The sequence below is a fragment of the Variovorax gracilis genome, from assembly GCF_030317115.1.
GTDB lineage: Bacteria > Pseudomonadota > Gammaproteobacteria > Burkholderiales > Burkholderiaceae_C > Variovorax > Variovorax gracilis.
In genome coordinates this window covers 182,187-198,411 of record NZ_JASZYF010000010.1, presented here as the reverse complement: position 1 = coordinate 198,411, position 16,225 = coordinate 182,187, and the positions used below count along the sequence as shown (strand labels likewise).

The following is a 16,225-nucleotide window of genomic DNA, read 5'->3' as shown; positions in this document are numbered from 1 at the left end:
GGCGGGAGGAGTGCTTTAAATTGAAAAAGCCGGCCCTGCGCAAACGCGGGCCGGCCAATTGCGCATCAGTCGCATTATTCGCTTGTGAAGATGCTTCCGAGCCTGTCCATGCGCTCGAGTGCGATACCGCAGCCTCGCACCACGCAGGTCAGCGGATCTTCGGCGACGAGCACCGGCAAGCCGGTTTCCTCGGCCAGTAGGCGGTCGAGGTCGCGCAGCAGCGCGCCGCCGCCGGTCAGCATCATCCCGCGCTCGGCGATGTCGGCGCCCAGTTCGGGCGGCGTCTGCTCCAGCGCGTTCTTGACGGCCGAAACGATGTTGTTGAGGGGGTCGGTCAGGGCTTCCAGCACTTCATTGCTGCTGATGGTGAAGCTGCGCGGCACCCCTTCGCTGAGGTTGCGGCCCTTGACTTCCATTTCCTTGACTTCGGAACCCGGGAAGGCGGAGCCGATGCTCTTCTTGATGACTTCGGCTGTCGGCTCGCCGATCAGCATGCCGTAGTTGCGGCGGATGTAATTGATGATGGCCTCGTCGAAGCGGTCGCCGCCGACGCGGACGCTGCCCTTGTAGACCATGCCGCCGAGCGAGATCACGCCCACTTCGGTGGTGCCGCCGCCGATGTCGACGACCATCGAGCCGCTGGCTTCGGACACCGGCAGGCCGGCGCCGATGGCGGCGGCCATGGGTTCTTCGATCAGGTAGACCGAGGTGGCGCCGGCGGCTTCGGCCGCGTCCTTGATGGCGCGGCGCTCGACCTGGGTCGAGCCGCAGGGCACGCAGATGATGATGCGCGGGCTGGGCGTGAGCAGCGAACGCGGGTGCACCATCTTGATGAACTGCTTGATCATCTGCTCGGTGATCACGAAATCGGCGATCACGCCGTCCTTCATCGGGCGGATGGCCTCGATGTTGCCCGGCACCTTGCCGAGCATCGCCTTGGCTTCGCGGCCCACGGCCTGGATCACCTTCTTGCCGTGCGGGCCGCCTTCGTGGCGGATCGCGACGACCGAAGGCTCGTCCAGGACAATGCCCTTGTTACGGGCAAAAATCAGGGTGTTGGCGGTGCCGAGGTCGATCGCGAGGTCGGTAGAAAAGTACCGACGGAAAGCTCCAAACATTCTGGAATCCTCTGGAGCACGGCATGCGCGTCGGCAGGCCGTCGCCCTCTTGGTGGGTCGTTTGACGGGGTGGTTTGAATCGTTTTTGCGGCAAATGCCGCCGCGTTCGCGGGGGTTGCGGCAAAGGCGGGATAATAACCGAATCCCCCGGCACTCCCGCGTCTTGGCGCCCTTTTTGCGGGTTGCGAGTGCCCATGTTTTCACGGCTGCCAGCCTCTTTTTTCGATGTCCCTCACTTCTTCCGATATTGCGCGCATCGCGTCGCTTGCCCGGCTCCAGCTAGCTCCTGACGAGAGCGAGCGCATGCTCGACCAGATCAACGGCTTTTTCGACCTGGTCGAGCAGATGCGCGCGGTCGACACCGCGGGCATCGAGCCGCTCGCGCACCCGGTCGCCACGGTCGAGGACGTGATACTTCGCCTCGCCGAAGACGTCGTGACCGAACCGGACAACCGGGAAGCCAACCAGCGCAGCGCGCCGGCGGTCGAAAACGGCCTGTTTCTCGTCCCGAAGGTGATCGAATGAGCGCCGAACTGCATCAGATGGGCGTGGCGGAGCTCGCCAAGGCTCTGGGCGAGCGCAAGGTCTCGGCCGTCGAGGCCGCGCAGCACCATCTCGCCCGTATCCGCAAGCACCAGGATCTGGGCACCTTTGTCGCGGTCGACGAAGACCTGACGCTGACCCAGGCCCGAGCGGCTGACGCACGGATCGCCGCCGGCAATGCCCCGGCGCTGGCCGGCGTGCCGATTGCGCACAAGGACATTTTCGTCACCGCCGACCTGCCGACCACTGCCGGATCGCGCATCCTGGCCGGCTACCGCTCACCCTTCGACGCCACGGTCGTGCGACGTCTCGCGGAGGCCGGCACCGTCACGCTCGGCAAGCTGAGCTGCGACGAATTCGCGATGGGCTCGTCCAACGAGAACGTGGCCGCGCCCGCCGTCGGCTTCGACAGCGCCGTGCCGGTGCGCAATCCGTGGGACACGGCGCGCATCCCGGGCGGTTCGTCGGGCGGCAGCGCGGCAGTGGTGGCGGCGCGCCTGGCGCCGGCCGCGACCGGCACCGACACCGGCGGCTCGATCCGCCAGCCGGCGTCGTTCTGCGGCGTGACCGGCATCAAGCCGACCTATGGGCGCGCATCGCGCTACGGCATGGTGGCTTTTGCATCGAGCCTCGACCAGGCGGGCCCGATGGCCCGTTCGGCCGAGGATTGCGCCCTGCTGCTCTCCGCAATGTGCGGACCCGACACGGATCGCGATTCGACCTCGCTGGACAAGCCGGCCGAGGATTTCTCGCGCCGCCTCGGCGATTCGCTGGAAGGCCTTCGCATCGGCGTGCCCAGGGAATTTCTCGGCGATGGCGTGGCACCCGGCGTGCGCGCAGTGGTCGACGCGGCGTTGGCCGAGTACGAGAAGCTGGGCGCCCGGCGCGTCGAGATCACGCTGCCGCGCACCGAGCTGTCGATCCCCGTCTACTACATCCTGGCCGCCGCCGAGGCATCGAGCAACCTGAGCCGCTTCGACGGCGTCAAGTTCGGGCATCGCGCCAGCAAGTACCGCGATCTCGCCGACATGTACGCCCAGACGCGCGAGGAAGGCTTCGGCGACGAGGTCAAGCGCCGCATCATGATCGGCACCTACGTGCTCTCGCACGGCTACTACGACGCCTATTACCTGCAAGCCCAGAAGGTGCGCCGCATGATCGCGGACGACTTCCAGCAGGCCTTCAGGCAGTGCGACGTCATCGCCGGCCCCGCAGCGCCGACCGTTGCGTGGAAGCTCGGCGAACACGGCGGCGATCCGGTCGCCGACTACCTGGCCGACATCTTCACGCTGCCGGCATCGCTCGCGGGCCTGCCCGGCATGAGCGTGCCCGCAGGCTTCGACGGCGGCATGCCCGTCGGCGTGCAACTCATCGGAAACTACCTGGACGAAGCCCGGCTGCTCAATGCCGCACACCGCTTCCAGCAGGCCACCGACTGGCACCGGCGCGCGCCCGCCGGCTATTGATGGCGAAGAACTGACATGAGCGAAATCAACACTTTCGAGGCCGCGCAGAGCGGACGCCCGACCGGCCCGCTGGTGCGTGGCTATGAAGTCATCATCGGCTTCGAGACGCACGCCCAGCTTTCCACCGTTTCGAAGATCTTCAGCCGCGCTTCCACTGCCTTCGGTGCCGAGCCCAACACGCAGGCCTGCGCGGTCGACCTGGCGCTGCCCGGCACCCTCCCGGTGATGAACAAGGGCGCCGTCGAGCGCGCCATCCGCCTCGGCCTCGCCCTCGGTTCGCACATCGCGCCGCGCAGCGTGTTCGCGCGCAAGAACTACTTCTACCCCGACCTGCCCAAGGGCTACCAGATCAGCCAGTTCGAGATTCCCGTCGTGCAAGGCGGCTCGGTGAGCTTCTTCCTCGGCGACGAGAAGAAGACCGTGCGCCTGGTGCGCGCCCACCTCGAGGAAGACGCCGGCAAGTCGCTCCATGAGGACTTCGTCGGCCAGTCAGGCATCGACCTGAACCGCGCCGGCACGCCGCTGCTGGAGATCGTGACCGAGCCCGACATGCGCTCCACTGCCGAGGCCGTGGCCTATGCACGCGAGCTGCACAAGATCGTCACCTGGATCGGCATCTGCGACGGCAACATGCAGGAAGGCAGCTTCCGCTGCGACGCCAACGTCTCGGTACGCAAGCCCGGTGCGCCGCTGGGGACCCGCCGCGAGATCAAGAACCTCAACAGCTTCAAGTTCATGCAGCAGGCGATCGACTACGAGATCCGCTGGCAGATCGAGGAGATCGAGGAAGGCCGGCAGATCCAGCAGGCCACGGTGCTGTTCGACCCCGACACCGGCGAGACCCGCGCCATGCGCACCAAGGAAGACGCAGCCGACTATCGCTACTTCCCGGACCCCGACCTGCCGCCGCTGGCGATCGCCGCCGAGTGGATCGAGCGCGTACGCGCCGCGATGCCCGAATTGCCACGCGCCATGGCCGAACGCTACGTGCGGCAGCACGGCCTCTCGGAATACGACGCCGCGCAGCTCACGCAGAGCCCCGCCCTCGCCAGTTATTTCGACGCCGCCGTGGACGCCGGTGCCGCCCCCAAGCTCGCCAGCAACTGGATCACCGGCGAGATCGCCCGACGCCTGAACCAGCAGGACATCGCCATCACCGATGCCCCGGTCACCGCCGCGCAGCTCGCCAAGCTGATCCAGCGCATCAGTGACGACACCATCTCGAACAACGCCGCGCGCACAGTCTTCGACGCCCTCTGGACCGGCGAAGGCGAGGACGTCGACACCGTCATCGAAGCCAAGGGCCTCAAGCAGATGAGCGACAGCGGCGCCCTGGAAAAGATCATCGATGGCGTGCTGGCCACCAACCAGAAGAACATCGACGAATACCGCGCCGGCAAGGACAAGGCCTTCAACGCCCTCGTCGGCCAGGTCATGAAAGCCAGCCAGGGCAAGGCCAACCCCGCCCAGGTCAACGCCCTCCTCAAGGCAAAGCTCGGGTAAATCGGCCAGGTGCCCCGCGCAGCGCGGTCACCCTTCGCGAAACACCGCGGATCCGGCTCAGCCGGTCCGCCGGTGTTGCCTCCCGGCAGGGGGTAGGCGGCCACACGAAGTGGGCTAGCCTGGGGGCGAGCTTATTTGGCCGCCCAAAGGGGCTTCAGGCGCGCCTGTTCTTCGTCGAAGCGCGCATTCACGCGCTTCTTTTCATCCTCCTGCTCGCCGATGAAACGGTTCTGCACCGACACGCTTCTCGCGTTGTCGTCGACCTTGCGTCGGATCGAATCGGGCGCCTTGCTCGGGTCCTTCTTGTAGAACTCCAGCTCATCATCGATCCGCTTGCGCTCTTCGGCGAGTTCACCCAGCCGCTTCCTGGCCGCCTGGATCACCGCGTCGATCTGCACCAGTGCCTCGGCGCGCTCCCGGTCGTGCGCCACGGGCGTCGGGTAGCGGATCAGGAGCGCGCGTTCGCGCCGCCGCTCCTCCAACTGGCGGGCCGCGAGCAGTTGCGCCTGGCGGTCGCGCTCCTCCCGCTCGGCCTGTTCACGGGCCGTGTAGGTGGGTTCGATCTTGCGCCGCGTGGTGCCGCTGGGGTTCAGCTCGCGCTGTTCGCGATCGATGCAATCGGGAATCGGCCGGTCCGCGGTGATCGTGCGGCCCTTCGCATCGGTGCAGCTGTAGATGCTGGGGCCGGCGCCTGCCGCGGTGGTCGGCGGACGCGCGCTGGCCGGGGGTTGCTGTGCATGCACCACACCGGCCACAGCCAGCGAGAGCGCCAGGGATGCATACAGTGCTTGGGTTCTCGCCAACTTCAATCCTTCAGACAGGTTGCATCAGCCTGCGCCGTACCGGGCCCTGTACGCCAGCACTCCCTGGCGGTGGGCGCCCAGTTCGTCATCCGCGCGGCCTGAGAGGTACTGTAACAAGTCGTCAAGCGTTGCGATGGCAATCACGTGCATGCCGAGCTGATTGCGGACGTACTGCACAGCGCTGTGGTCAACGTCCACGCCGTTTTCGGTCGCTTTTTCCTGGCGATCCAGCGCGATGGCAACGGCGTGCGGCGTGGCGCCGGCGCCACGGATGGCGGCGATCGATTCGCGCACCGCGGTGCCGGCGGACATCACGTCGTCGACGATCAGCACCCGTCCCTTGAGCGGCGCGCCGACCAGCGTGCCACCTTCCCCGTGGTCCTTGGCCTCCTTGCGGTTGTACGCAAAAGGCACGTTGCGGCCGCGTCGCGCGAGTTCCGCAGCAACCGTGGCGCCCAGCGGGATGCCCTTGTAGGCGGGGCCGAAGATCATGTCGAACTCCAGGCCGCTCGCGATCAACCGGTCTGCATAGAATCCCGCGAGCCGCCCGAGCTTGGCGCCATCGTCGAACAGGCCCGCGTTGAAAAAATAGGGGCTCATGCGACCGGCCTTGGTCTTGAACTGGCCGAAACGCAGCACCCCCGACTCCAGCGCGAACTGCACGAATTCCTGTGCGAGCGCGCCGCCCTCTCCAATCTCTTCAGCCATGGGAATGTCCTTGTGTTCAAACTGACCAGCCTCAACCTCAACGGCCTGCGATCGGCAGCCACCAAAGGCGTTGCCGACTGGGTCGCCGAACTGGCGCCGGATTGTATTTGCATGCAGGAGATCCGGGTCCAGGCGAGCGACATCGAAGGCCGCTTCGAGGAGATGGCCGGCCTCAAGGGCCACTTCCACTTCGCGGAAAAGAAGGGCTACGCAGGCACCGCGATCTATTCGAAGCACGCGCCCAGCGACGTGGTCGTCGGCTGGGGCGACCGCGAGTTCGACGCCGAAGGCCGCTACCTCGAACTGCGCTTCGACACGCCGAAACGCAAGCTGTCGATCATCAGTTGCTACTTCCCGAGCGGCTCGTCGGGCGAAGAGCGGCAGGCGGCCAAGTTCCGCTTCCTGAAGGGCTTCTTTCCCCACCTGATCGCGCTGAAGCGCGAGCGCGACTTCATCCTGTGCGGCGACATCAACATCGCGCACAAGGAGATCGACCTGAAGAACTGGCGCGGCAACCAGAAGAACAGCGGCTTCCTGCCCGAGGAGCGCGCCTGGATGACCAACCTGCTCGACGCCGGCGCGGAGGGTGCCGGCCTGGTCGACGTCTACCGCATGCTGAAGCCCGACACCACCGACGAGGCCTACACCTGGTGGAGCAATCGCGGACAGGCCTACGCCAAGAACGTGGGGTGGCGGCTGGACTACCACCTCGCCACGCCGAAGCTCGCCAAGCTGGCTCGCAACGAATCGATCTTCAAGACCATCAAGTTCAGCGACCACGCGCCGATCACGGTGGACTACGACTTCAAGTTGTGAAGCGCGCCCGGCTCGCCCACTCCCGCTAGCGCGACAACGCCGGCAATGCCTTCACCAGGGTGTCGCTGAAGGAGCGCATGGCCTCGCTCTCGTGTGCACCCCGCTTGGTGATGCGATAGAAGTCCAGCTCCACCTTCGGCTTGACCAGCACGTCGGTGCGCACGCGGTGCCGCCGGCAGGCCGCCAGCGCGAAGGTCGGCATCACGGCGGTGCCGAATCCGGACTCGACCATCGAGATCAGCGTGCCGAAGAAGTTGAATGCCTGCCGCTGCGCATCGGCCCGGCCGATCGCGCCCAGGTGCACGTCGATGACCTTCTGGATCGGGTTGCTCTGCGGCAGGCCAATCAGTTCGGCCGAACGCAGCGCCGACCAGGGCGCGGTGCCGGTGGTGAGCGACGCCTGCTCCGACTCCGCCGCCGACACCCGCATCAGATGGAATCGCCCGACCGGCGCCCGATCCAGCCCCGGCGCGGCCTTGAAGAAGAATCCCAGCCCCATGTCGGCCTCGCCGCTCACGACCATCGTCTCGACGTCACGCAGGTCGGCATCGAACAGCTTGAGGCTGACCTTCGGATGGCTCTCGCGGAATTGGTGGAACACCTGCGGCAAGAGGTGGGATGACACCAGCGGCGTGGCGGCGATGCGCAGCGTCTGGCGCGCCTCGTCACCTTCGACGCCGAGCTGCGCGGTGACGTCGTCCAGGTCCGTCACGACCCGTTCGACCACCGGCAGCAGCCGCCGCCCCGCCGCGGTGAGGCTGACCATCCGCGTGGTGCGGTCGAAGAGGCGGCAGCCCAGTTGGCGCTCCATCTCGCGCACCAGCGTGCTCAGGCCGGCCTGCGTCATATGCGCCTGCTCGGCCGCGCGGGTGAAGTTGCCCATGCGCGCGACGTGCAGGAACGCGCGCATCTGACGGACCGACAAATTCATAAGACATCATGATAAATCCATACGACATCTAAATTTCCCAAATAACCAATGGCTTTGTCTAATCCGATCTCCTTGATACAGCACAAGAAGCGAAACCAAGACATGAGCCAACAAACCGAAGTGATCGTGCTGGGCGCCGGCATCGGCGGACTGACCCTGGCGTTGAGCCTGCACCAGGCCGGCATCGCGTGCCGGGTCCATGAAGCGGTGCCGGAGCTGAAGCCCCTCGGCGTGGGCATCAACCTGCTGCCGCATGCGGTGCGGGAACTGGGCGAACTCGGCCTGATGCCCGCGCTCGACGCGGTCGGCGTGCGGACCAGGGAGGCAGTGTTCTTCAATTCGCACGGCCAGTTGGTGTTTCGCGAAGCGGCCGGCACGGCGGCGGGCTACGACTGGCCCCAGTACTCGATCCACCGCGGCGACCTGCACACCGTGCTGCTCCAGGCGACGCGCGAGCGACTCGGCGCCGATGCCGTGGTGTGCGGCCATCGCTGCGCCGGCGTGGACCAGGACGACACGGGCGTCACCGCACGCTTCACCGCGCCTGACGGCTCGCTCCTGCCCAGCGTTCGCGGATCGATTGCCGTGGGCTGCGACGGCATCCACTCCGTGCTGCGCAAGCAGTTCTATCCGGAGGAAGGGGCGCCGCGCTACTCGGGCGTCAACATGTGGCGCGGCACCGCCGTGCACAAGCCCTTTCTGTCGGGCGCGAGCATGGTGCGCGCCGGCTGGCTCGACCAGGGCAAGATGGTGATCTACCCGATCCGCGACAACGTCGACGGCGAAGGCAACCAACTCATCAACTGGGTCGCCGAGATCCACGCAGCGCAACCGGCGCTCCAGGACTGGAGCCGCCCCGGCCGGCTCGAGGACTTTCTCCCGGCCTTCGAGGACTGGCACTTCGACTGGCTCGACGTGCCGGCCCTGATCCGCTCCTCCGACGCGATCCTCGAATACCCGATGGTCGACCAGGACCCGCTGCCGAAGTGGACCCATGGCCGGCTCACGCTGCTGGGCGATGCGGCCCATCCGATGGTGCCGCGCGGCTCGAACGGCGCGGGGCAGGCCATCATCGACGCCCGCTATCTCGCGGGCGCGTTGCGCAAGCTGGGCGTTGGCCAGGCGGCGCTGGAGGACTACGACCGAGTGCGCGTGAAGACGACCACCCAGGTCGTGCTGACCAATCGCAGCAATCCCCCCGACGCGATCCTGCGCGAAGTGTTCGAGCGCTCCGGCGGCCGGCGCTTCGACCGGCTGGAAGAGTTCGTGACGCAGCAGGAATTGCAGGCCATCTCCGACAACTACAAGCAGGTGGCGGGCTACGACCCGGCGGCGTTGAAGTCGCGGCCCTCCTATCTTTGAAGAGACGCCTTCCCAGAACGATAAGGAGACACCCTTGCGCCCATTCAAAAAGATCCTGGCCGCCGTTGCCGTGGCCGCCACCACCATGGCCGCGCACGCGTGGCCTGACCAGCCGATCACGCTGGTGGTGCCCTACACGCCCGGCACGGGCATCGACCTGATCGCGCGACAGTTGTCCGTGCGGCTGCCCGCCGCGCTCGGCCAGCCGGTGATCGTCGACAACGTGCCGGGCGCCAGCGGCAACATCGGCAGCGAGAAGGTGGCCCGCGCCAAACCCGACGGCAACACGCTGATGGTGCAGGTCAACACGCTGGTCATGAACAAGGGCCTCTACAAGTCGCTCGCCTACGACCCCGTCGCCGACTTCGCGCCCGTCTCGCTCACTTCCTGGGGCACGCTGCTGCTGGTGACCAATCCCAACGTGCAGAAGACCACGTCGGTCGCCCAGATGGTCGCGGCCGCGAAGGCCGAGCCCGGCAAGCTGACCTATGCGACGCCCGGCGTCGGAACCCCTCACCATCTTTCGATGGCCCTGCTGATGCAGAACACCGGCACCGAGATGCTCCACGTGCCGTACAAGGGGACCGCGGGCGCGGTGACGGACCTGCTGGGCGGCCGCATCGACTACATGTTCCTGCCGGTGCACGTGGCGCTGCAGCACATCCAGGCCGGCAAGCTCAGGGCCATCGCGACCGGAAGCGACAAGCGCCTGCAGCAGTTGCCCGACGTGCCGACGCTGGCCGAAGCCGGCATCAAGGGCGGCAACGTCGACATGTGGTACGGCGTACTCGCGCCCAAGGGAACGCCGCCGGCAGTGGTCGCACGCCTCAACAAGGAGATCGGCGCGATCCTGAAGCTGCCCGACGTCGCGACCGCCTTCGAGGCGCAGGGCATGGTGCCGGCGTCGTCCACGCCCGAGGAATTCGGCGCCCTGATCCAGAAGGACGCAAAGCGTTGGGCGGACGTGGTTCAGCGCGGCGGCATCACCGCGGACTGAAGCTAGCTCCCCGGCACCCGCGCGCGGCCCGCATGACGCGCCATGTGCACCTGGTGCAGCGTGATCTTTCGCACCTCGGACTGGCTGGTCTCGATGTGCGCGCGCAGCAGCATGGCGGCCTGATCGCCGCGGTTGGCGCGGATCGCCTTCAGGATCTTGGCATGCTCGTCGTAGGTGGCGTCGATGCGCGGCTGCTTGGTGAAGTCGAGCCGGCGGATGATGCGGATGCGGTCCGTCACATCGCGATGCACGCGCGCCATCTCGGCGTTGCCGGCGGCGGCGACGAGCGAGCAATGAAACTCCTCGTCCCACTGCGCCACCTGCACGGTGTCGGCGCTGCGCAACGCTGCCGGCACCAGCCAGATGCCGGCCAGCGCTTCGACCAGGCTGCGATCGACGCGGTGGTCGCTTTCGCAGAGCCGGTGCACAGCCGTGGTCTCCAGCACCATGCGCAGGTCGTAGAGTTGTTCGAACTGGTCGAAGTCGAAGGGCAGCACGCGCCAGCCGCTGCGAAACAGCACTTCGACAAAGCCTTCCTGCTGCAGCCTGAACAGCGCCTGCCGCACCGGCGTGCGCGAGACGCCGAGCCGTTCGCTGATTTCGTTCTCGGTGAACCGGTCGCCTGGCACCAGGCTGAACTCGGCCACGTCGCGCTTGAGTTGGGCGTACACCTGATCGGCTCGCGTGCGGAACGCGGGATCCGGAGCCGCGGGGTCGGCGGGGACGGGAGGAAATCGGACAGAGGACACGAGGGGGATGTTAGTGCTTGCCGAGCGCAGCCAGAAGTGCGGCACTCGGCGCGGTCCAGCCGACGATGGCACCCTGGGCGCGGATCATCTCGACGGCGGCTGCCTTGAAGGCGGGAAAGTAGCTCTCGGTGCAGTCTTCCAGCAGCAGGCAGTCGTAGCCGCGGTCGTTGGCTTCGCGCATGCTGGTCTGCACGCAGACTTCGGTGGTCACGCCGCCGAACAGCAGATGCGTGATGCCGCGCCGCTTCAGCATCTCGTGCAGGCCGGTGGCGTAGAAGGCGCCTTTGCCGGGCTTGTCGACAACGATCTCGCCTTCGATCGGTGCGAGCGCGTCGATGATCTGGTTGCCCGGTTCACCCATCACGAGGATGCGCCCCATCGGCCCTGCGTCGCCGATGCGCAAGGTCGGATTGCCGCGATTGCGCTTGGCGGGTGGACAGTCCGAAAGATCGGACTTGTGCGCCTCGCGCGTGTGGACCACCAGGCCGCCTGCTTCCCGCCAGGCTTCCAACGTCCTTTTCGTGGCGGGGACGATGGCTTCGAGCAGCGAGACATCGTTGCCCAGGGTTTCGCCGAACCCACCCGGTTCGATGAAGTCCCTCTGCATGTCGATGAGGACCAAGGCGGTCTTTGCCGGATCGAATTCGTAGGGGAAGGGGTTGGCTTCTAGTTGCATGGATGGCTTTCGTTCGGCATCGGCCGAAGGCGGAAAAAGGGCCGCGCGTATCCGAGCGAAGCGAGTTTGCGCGGACCCCGCCTGAAGCGAGCACCGCAAGGGAGCCCGAAGGGCCGGCGCAGCGGGGTCGCCCAGCCGGCGCCGCCTGCCGGGCACCCCCCATGCGGCAGCAACCGACTCATGCAGCCACCGCAGAGTGATCCCCGCCCCCCATGTGCGCCCCCAGCACGTGTCTCTCGGCGGTCGCGGCAGCGGTCTCGAACACCACGCGCCCTTCGCTCATGACAACGATGCGATCCGCCATCTCCAGCAGTTCATCGAGGTCCTCGCTGATCAGCAGGACAGCCCCGCCCCGCGCCCGCACCTGCACGATGCGGCTGTGGATTTCCGCGACAGCCGCGAAATCCAGCCCGAACACGGGATTCGCCGCGATCAGCACATTGATGTCACCGGCCAGTTCGCGCGCAAGCACCGCGCGCTGCACGTTGCCACCGGAGAGCGAGCGAATCGGCGCGCCTTCCCCCTGTGTCTTGACCCCGTACTCGGCAATCCACTCGCGCGCCCTGCTGCGCCACAGGGGGAAGTTGAGTACCCCGGCACCGAATGCCTTCCAAGCCAACGGTGGTTGATCGAAATCCCGCAACGCCATGTTCTCCGCGACGCTCAGGTCACCGACACAGGCATTGCGCAACGGCTCCTCGGGAAGGCTGCGAACCTTCAGGCGCCGGTTCTCCTCGCGCCGCGCGGCATAGGGCTCGCCCATCACCGTCACCTGCCCGGCCAGCCTCGGCCGCTGGCCCACCAGCGCCTCCACCAGCTCGCGTTGACCATTGCCCGAGACACCCGCCACGCCCAGGATCTCGCCCGAGCGCACGCTGAGACTCAGGTCATGCACCGCCAGCGTTCCCCGATCGCCCTGCGCCTGCAGTCCTTCGACTCGCAATGCAATGGGCGCATCCGCGGCCGTGTCGTTCATCGCGTGCAACGCGCGGCCGACCGGTGCCGCCGTATCGCCTTCGGGCGGCGGCGCCTCGCCCTCACCCATCATGGCCGCGGCGAGCCTGGCGGGATTCGTCTCGGAGACCTTGCAGTGGTGCACCGCCTTGCCACGGCGCAGGACCGTCACGCTGTCGGCATACGACATCACCTCCCGGAACTTGTGCGTGATGATCAGCACCGTGCACAACCCGCTGCGCGCGAACTCGCGCACGTGCCCCAGCACCTCGTCGGCCTCCTGCGGCGTCAGGACCGAGGTCGGCTCGTCCAGGATCAACAGGCGCGGCTTCAGGTAGAGCTGCTTCAGCAACTCCAGCTTCTGCTTCTCGCCCGCAGCCAGTTCGGACGGCCGCATGTCGAGGTCCAGGCTGAAGGGCGTCGTCGCCAGAAACCGCGTGAGCTCGGCGCGCGTCGTCTTCCAGTCGATCACCGCCGGCGTCTTGCCGCCGGCCAGCAACAGGTTCTCCGCGACCGTCATTCCCGGCGCCAGCGTGAAGTGCTGGTAGACCATGCCGATGCCCAGCGCGCGCGCGACGATCGGGTTCGCGATGTCCTGCTCGCGGCCGTCGATCAGGATGCTCCCCTCCTCGGCGCGCTGGAAGCCTGCCACGCACTTCACCAGCGTGCTCTTGCCCGCGCCGTTCTCGCCGAGCAGCGCGTGCACCGTGCCGGGTTCGACATGCATCGTCACCCGGTCCATCGCCGTGAAAGTGCCGAAGCGCTTGGTCAGCTCGTAGGTGTCCAGCGCCAGCGCGCCGGTGGTGGGAGGGAGCGGGTCGACCGGGGCGATCATGTGCGGGACCTCTCCGTCCTAAAACGCCGACAGCGCGTCGAGCAAGGCACCCGAGGGCGCATGCGCACCGAACACGCCGCCCTGCATGGTGATCATCTTGAGCGCCGCGAGATGGTTGCCATGGTCGGTCGCCGCCGTGCAATCCGACAGCAGCAGACACTCGAACCCGCGGTCGTTGGCGTCACGCATCGTCGTGTGCACGCACACGTCGGTCGTGATGCCGGCCAGGATCAGGTTCTCGATGCCGCGGGTGCGCAGCACCAGTTCGAGGTCCGTTGCGTAGAACGATCCCTTGCCCGGCTTGTCGATGACGACTTCACCGTCGAGCGGCGCGAGCGCAGGGATGATTTCCCACCCCGGCTCGCCGCGAACCAGGATGCGCCCGCACGGCCCTGCGTCGCCGATGCCAACGCCCTCGGCACCGATCTGCCGCGAACGCCAGCGCTTGTTGGCCGGCAGGTCGGCGAGATCGGGGCGATGCCCCTCGCGCGTGTGGATGATGTGAAAGCCCAGCGGCCGCAACCGCGCCAGCGTGCGCGCAATCGGCTCGATCGGCGCCTGCACCAGCGAGAGGTCGTAGCCCATCACATCGACATACCCGCCCTTGCCGCAGAAGTCCGTCTGCATGTCGATCACGATGAGCGCGGTGTTGTCGGGCCGCAGCGCGCCGTTGTAGGGCCACGGGTACGGGTTGGCGGCGACGAAGCACTCGGGTGGCGTTGTGGAAGCACTCATGGGTCGGCAGTTCAACGTGTGGACGAAAGCTCGCCGGGACTTCCTGCGGCCACGCTGCCCGGCTTGCACGTCAGCACGAGGATAACGAGCGTGAGCACATAGGGCACGGTGTTGAAGAGGTGATACCCCCAGCCCACGCCGATCGATTGCAGCGCGGGACCGATGGCGCCCGCGCCGCCGAAGAGCAGCGCCGCGCCGATGCATCGCAGCGGGCTCCAGCGCGCAAAGATCACCAGCGCCACCGCAATCAGGCCCTGCCCGCTGGAGATGCCTTCGTTCCAACTGCCCGGATAGAACAGGGTGAGCGATGCGCCTCCCAACCCTGCGATGAAGCCGCCCGCCGTGGTGGCCGCGACGCGCAAACCGGCGACGGAGTAGCCCAACGCGCGCGTCGCGTTCGCCGAATCGCCGGCCATGCGCACGAGCAGGCCGGCGCGCGTGCGCGCAAAGCCCCACCACAGCAGCACCGCGAGCGCGATGCCGACGGGCACCAGCGAATTCACCTGCAGGGCCGAGCGGATGACCGGGTTGTCGCTCCAGTTGCCCAGCGGGATCGCCGGCAGTTGCGGCGCCTGTGGCTGGATCAACGGCTTGCCCAGGTAGAACGCAAGACCAGTTCCGAACAGCATCAGCGCGATGCCGGTCGCGACGTCGTTAACCCGGTCGAGCGAACACAGCAGGCCGTGCAGCAAGGCCAGCGCCGCGCCAACCATGCCGCCGATCAGCACGCCCAGCCATGCCGATCCGGTGAGCCATGCGCCGCCGAAAGATGCCATCGCCGAGAGCACGAGCACGCCTTCGAGGCCGAGGTTGATGCGGCCCGATTTCTCGGTCAGGCACTCGCCCAGGCTCACGAAGAGAAAGGGCGCCCCGACGCGCAAGGCACCGCCGACGATGCCGGCAATCAGCGCGATCCATTGGTCGGCGGTCATTGCGCGACCTCCTTCGCCAACGGCGCGGACTGTGCGACAAGGGGCGCGCGGTTCTTGAACAGCGCCTTCCAATCGATCATGCGCAAGCCTTCGCTCGCCAGAATCAGCACGAAAGCCATCCCCTGCAGCACCAGCACCGACGCGTCGGGCAGGCCGAGCCGCCTTTGCAGCAGGCTGCCTGCGGCGCCGAAGCCGCCGAACAGGATCGCGACGGGAATCACCGCCACCGGGTTGTGACGCGCGATGAACGACACCAGAATGCCCGCGTAGCCATAGCCCGCGATCAGCGACGCATTGGCGTTGGTATGGACTGCCGCCACCTCCACCGCACCGGCGACACCGGCACAGGCGCCGCCCAGACCGCAGGCCGCGAGGATGAGCCGGTTGGCCGGCAGGCCGACCAGTTGCGCGGTGCGCGGATTGCCGCCGACCACGCGCACCGAGAAGCCCGAAGCGGTCGCCCTCAGCCACAGCCCCGACACCAGGCACGCGACCACGCCGATCACCAGCCCCCAATGCACATCGGAACCGCCGATGCCGCCGATCGCCAGCCCGTCCGCGAGCGAGCGCGTCGCGGGTTTGTTGAGGCTGGCCGGATCACGCAGCACCCCTTCGACCAGGTGCTTGAAGAGGCCGATCGCGACATACGCGAGCAACAGGCTGCTGATGGTCTCGTTGATGCCGCGGTATTGGCGAAGCCATCCCGCGAGCGCGATCCACGCGGCACCGGCGACCGCGCCCGCGATGCACAGCGCCACCGTGCCTGCCATATGGGCAGGCAGCGGCAAGAGGTACGGCAATGCAGCGCAGGCCAGGCCGCCCAGCACGACCGCGCCCTCACCGCCGATGATCACCAGGCCCGCGCGCGCAGGGATCGCGACGCACAGCGCCGTGAGCATCAACGGCGCCGCCCGCTGCAGCGTGTTCTGCCAGGAGAACCAGTCGCCGAACGCACCCTTGAAGAGGATGACCCACACCTCCAGCGGGCTCACGCCGGCGAACCAGACGAACACGCCGAACAGGAGCAGCGCCGCCGCGATGGCGAACACTGGCAGTGCGATTTCTCGCAGGGTGTTTCGCATGATGATGGCCTTGGT

The 16,225-nt window shown here is 67.1% G+C and carries 16 protein-coding genes; 6 read left to right on the top strand and 10 right to left on the bottom strand.

Features of this window, described 5'->3' with window-relative positions:
- Positions 1-74: 74 nt before the first annotated feature.
- Positions 75-1,118, bottom strand: coding sequence for a rod shape-determining protein (locus QTH97_RS20510; RefSeq protein WP_028249609.1), 1,044 nt, complete (start codon positions 1,116-1,118; stop codon positions 75-77).
- Positions 1,119-1,343: 225 nt separating this feature from the next.
- On the opposite strand from QTH97_RS20510, the gene gatC reads away from it, so the two are divergent.
- The 3 genes from gatC to gatB are packed head-to-tail and all read left to right on the top strand — an operon-like array spanning position 1,344 to position 4,630.
- Positions 1,344-1,643 carry an Asp-tRNA(Asn)/Glu-tRNA(Gln) amidotransferase subunit GatC gene (gatC, locus tag QTH97_RS20505; protein ID WP_286570295.1) on the top strand — a complete coding sequence of 100 codons (300 nt, stop codon included), beginning with the start codon at positions 1,344-1,346 and terminating at the stop codon, positions 1,641-1,643.
- Positions 1,640-3,127: an Asp-tRNA(Asn)/Glu-tRNA(Gln) amidotransferase subunit GatA gene (gene gatA / locus QTH97_RS20500; RefSeq protein WP_286570294.1), complete on the top strand. Its 1,488-nt coding sequence runs from the start codon at positions 1,640-1,642 to the stop codon at positions 3,125-3,127. Before gatC ends, gatA begins: the two co-directional genes overlap by 4 nt.
- 15 nt (positions 3,128-3,142) lie before the next feature.
- On the top strand, positions 3,143-4,630 hold the full coding sequence (gene gatB / locus QTH97_RS20495; RefSeq protein ID WP_286570293.1) for an Asp-tRNA(Asn)/Glu-tRNA(Gln) amidotransferase subunit GatB: 1,488 nt from the start codon (positions 3,143-3,145) through the stop codon (positions 4,628-4,630).
- A 131-nt stretch (positions 4,631-4,761) separates the two neighbouring features.
- Here gatB and QTH97_RS20490 read toward each other — a convergent pair whose 3' ends face one another.
- Both QTH97_RS20490 and pyrE read right to left on the bottom strand, forming a co-directional pair.
- On the bottom strand, positions 4,762-5,433 hold the full coding sequence (locus QTH97_RS20490; RefSeq protein ID WP_286570292.1) for a DUF4124 domain-containing protein: 672 nt from the start codon (positions 5,431-5,433) through the stop codon (positions 4,762-4,764).
- Between the two features lie 24 nt (positions 5,434-5,457).
- On the bottom strand, positions 5,458-6,141 hold the full coding sequence (pyrE, locus tag QTH97_RS20485; RefSeq protein WP_286570291.1) for an orotate phosphoribosyltransferase: 684 nt from the start codon (positions 6,139-6,141) through the stop codon (positions 5,458-5,460).
- A 12-nt stretch (positions 6,142-6,153) separates the two neighbouring features.
- Between pyrE and QTH97_RS20480 the strand changes: the two genes are divergently transcribed.
- Positions 6,154-6,957, top strand: a complete 804-nt coding sequence (locus tag QTH97_RS20480) for an exodeoxyribonuclease III (protein WP_286570290.1) — start codon at positions 6,154-6,156, stop codon at positions 6,955-6,957.
- A 25-nt stretch (positions 6,958-6,982) separates the two neighbouring features.
- Here QTH97_RS20480 and QTH97_RS20475 read toward each other — a convergent pair whose 3' ends face one another.
- On the bottom strand, positions 6,983-7,888 hold the full coding sequence (locus QTH97_RS20475) for a LysR family transcriptional regulator (RefSeq protein WP_286570289.1): 906 nt from the start codon (positions 7,886-7,888) through the stop codon (positions 6,983-6,985).
- Positions 7,889-7,990: 102 nt separating this feature from the next.
- On the opposite strand from QTH97_RS20475, the gene QTH97_RS20470 reads away from it, so the two are divergent.
- On the top strand, positions 7,991-9,250 hold the full coding sequence (locus QTH97_RS20470; RefSeq protein ID WP_286570288.1) for a flavin-dependent oxidoreductase: 1,260 nt from the start codon (positions 7,991-7,993) through the stop codon (positions 9,248-9,250).
- 85 nt (positions 9,251-9,335) lie between these two features.
- Positions 9,336-10,247: a tripartite tricarboxylate transporter substrate binding protein gene (locus QTH97_RS20465; RefSeq protein ID WP_286570328.1), complete on the top strand. Its 912-nt coding sequence runs from the start codon at positions 9,336-9,338 to the stop codon at positions 10,245-10,247.
- 2 nt (positions 10,248-10,249) lie between these two features.
- On the opposite strand, the gene QTH97_RS20460 is transcribed toward QTH97_RS20465, so the two are convergent.
- The 6 genes from QTH97_RS20460 to QTH97_RS20435 all read right to left on the bottom strand — a co-directional run bounded on the left by QTH97_RS20460 (position 10,250) and on the right by QTH97_RS20435 (position 16,210).
- Positions 10,250-10,996: a GntR family transcriptional regulator gene (locus tag QTH97_RS20460; RefSeq protein ID WP_286570287.1), complete on the bottom strand. Its 747-nt coding sequence runs from the start codon at positions 10,994-10,996 to the stop codon at positions 10,250-10,252.
- 10 nt (positions 10,997-11,006) lie between these two features.
- The gene (locus QTH97_RS20455; protein ID WP_286570286.1) at positions 11,007-11,672 is read right to left on the bottom strand and encodes a cysteine hydrolase family protein; all 666 of its coding nucleotides are present in this window, start codon (positions 11,670-11,672) and stop codon (positions 11,007-11,009) included.
- Between the two features lie 178 nt (positions 11,673-11,850).
- A complete protein-coding gene (locus QTH97_RS20450) occupies positions 11,851-13,461 on the bottom strand; it encodes an ABC transporter ATP-binding protein (protein WP_286570285.1) in 1,611 nt (536 codons plus the stop codon).
- An 18-nt stretch (positions 13,462-13,479) separates the two neighbouring features.
- Positions 13,480-14,196, bottom strand: a complete 717-nt coding sequence (gene biuH / locus QTH97_RS20445) for a biuret amidohydrolase (protein ID WP_286570284.1) — start codon at positions 14,194-14,196, stop codon at positions 13,480-13,482.
- An 11-nt stretch (positions 14,197-14,207) separates the two neighbouring features.
- A complete protein-coding gene (locus QTH97_RS20440) occupies positions 14,208-15,128 on the bottom strand; it encodes an ABC transporter permease (protein ID WP_286570283.1) in 921 nt (306 codons plus the stop codon).
- Positions 15,125-16,210, bottom strand: coding sequence for an ABC transporter permease (locus tag QTH97_RS20435; RefSeq protein WP_286570282.1), 1,086 nt, complete (start codon positions 16,208-16,210; stop codon positions 15,125-15,127). The genes QTH97_RS20440 and QTH97_RS20435 overlap by 4 nt, the downstream gene beginning before the upstream one ends.
- Positions 16,211-16,225: the final 15 nt, after the last annotated feature.

Excerpts from the sequence above, each read along its gene's own strand:
- QTH97_RS20450 (WP_286570285.1), bottom strand. The coding sequence starts at position 13,461 with ATGATCGCCCCGGTCGACCCGCTCCCTCCCACCACCGGCGCGCTGGCG.
- pyrE (WP_286570291.1), bottom strand. The coding sequence starts at position 6,141 with ATGGCTGAAGAGATTGGAGAGGGCGGCGCGCTCGCACAGGAATTCGTG.
- biuH (WP_286570284.1), bottom strand. The coding sequence starts at position 14,196 with ATGAGTGCTTCCACAACGCCACCCGAGTGCTTCGTCGCCGCCAACCCG.
- gatA (WP_286570294.1), top strand. The coding sequence starts at position 1,640 with ATGAGCGCCGAACTGCATCAGATGGGCGTGGCGGAGCTCGCCAAGGCT.
- gatC (WP_286570295.1), top strand. The coding sequence starts at position 1,344 with ATGTCCCTCACTTCTTCCGATATTGCGCGCATCGCGTCGCTTGCCCGG.
- QTH97_RS20440 (WP_286570283.1), bottom strand. The coding sequence starts at position 15,128 with ATGACCGCCGACCAATGGATCGCGCTGATTGCCGGCATCGTCGGCGGT.
- gatB (WP_286570293.1), top strand. The coding sequence starts at position 3,143 with ATGAGCGAAATCAACACTTTCGAGGCCGCGCAGAGCGGACGCCCGACC.
- QTH97_RS20455 (WP_286570286.1), bottom strand. The coding sequence starts at position 11,672 with ATGCAACTAGAAGCCAACCCCTTCCCCTACGAATTCGATCCGGCAAAG.
- QTH97_RS20475 (WP_286570289.1), bottom strand. The coding sequence starts at position 7,888 with ATGAATTTGTCGGTCCGTCAGATGCGCGCGTTCCTGCACGTCGCGCGC.
- QTH97_RS20510 (WP_028249609.1), bottom strand. The coding sequence starts at position 1,118 with ATGTTTGGAGCTTTCCGTCGGTACTTTTCTACCGACCTCGCGATCGAC.
- QTH97_RS20435 (WP_286570282.1), bottom strand. The coding sequence starts at position 16,210 with ATGCGAAACACCCTGCGAGAAATCGCACTGCCAGTGTTCGCCATCGCG.
- QTH97_RS20470 (WP_286570288.1), top strand. The coding sequence starts at position 7,991 with ATGAGCCAACAAACCGAAGTGATCGTGCTGGGCGCCGGCATCGGCGGA.
- QTH97_RS20465 (WP_286570328.1), top strand. The coding sequence starts at position 9,336 with ATGGCCGCGCACGCGTGGCCTGACCAGCCGATCACGCTGGTGGTGCCC.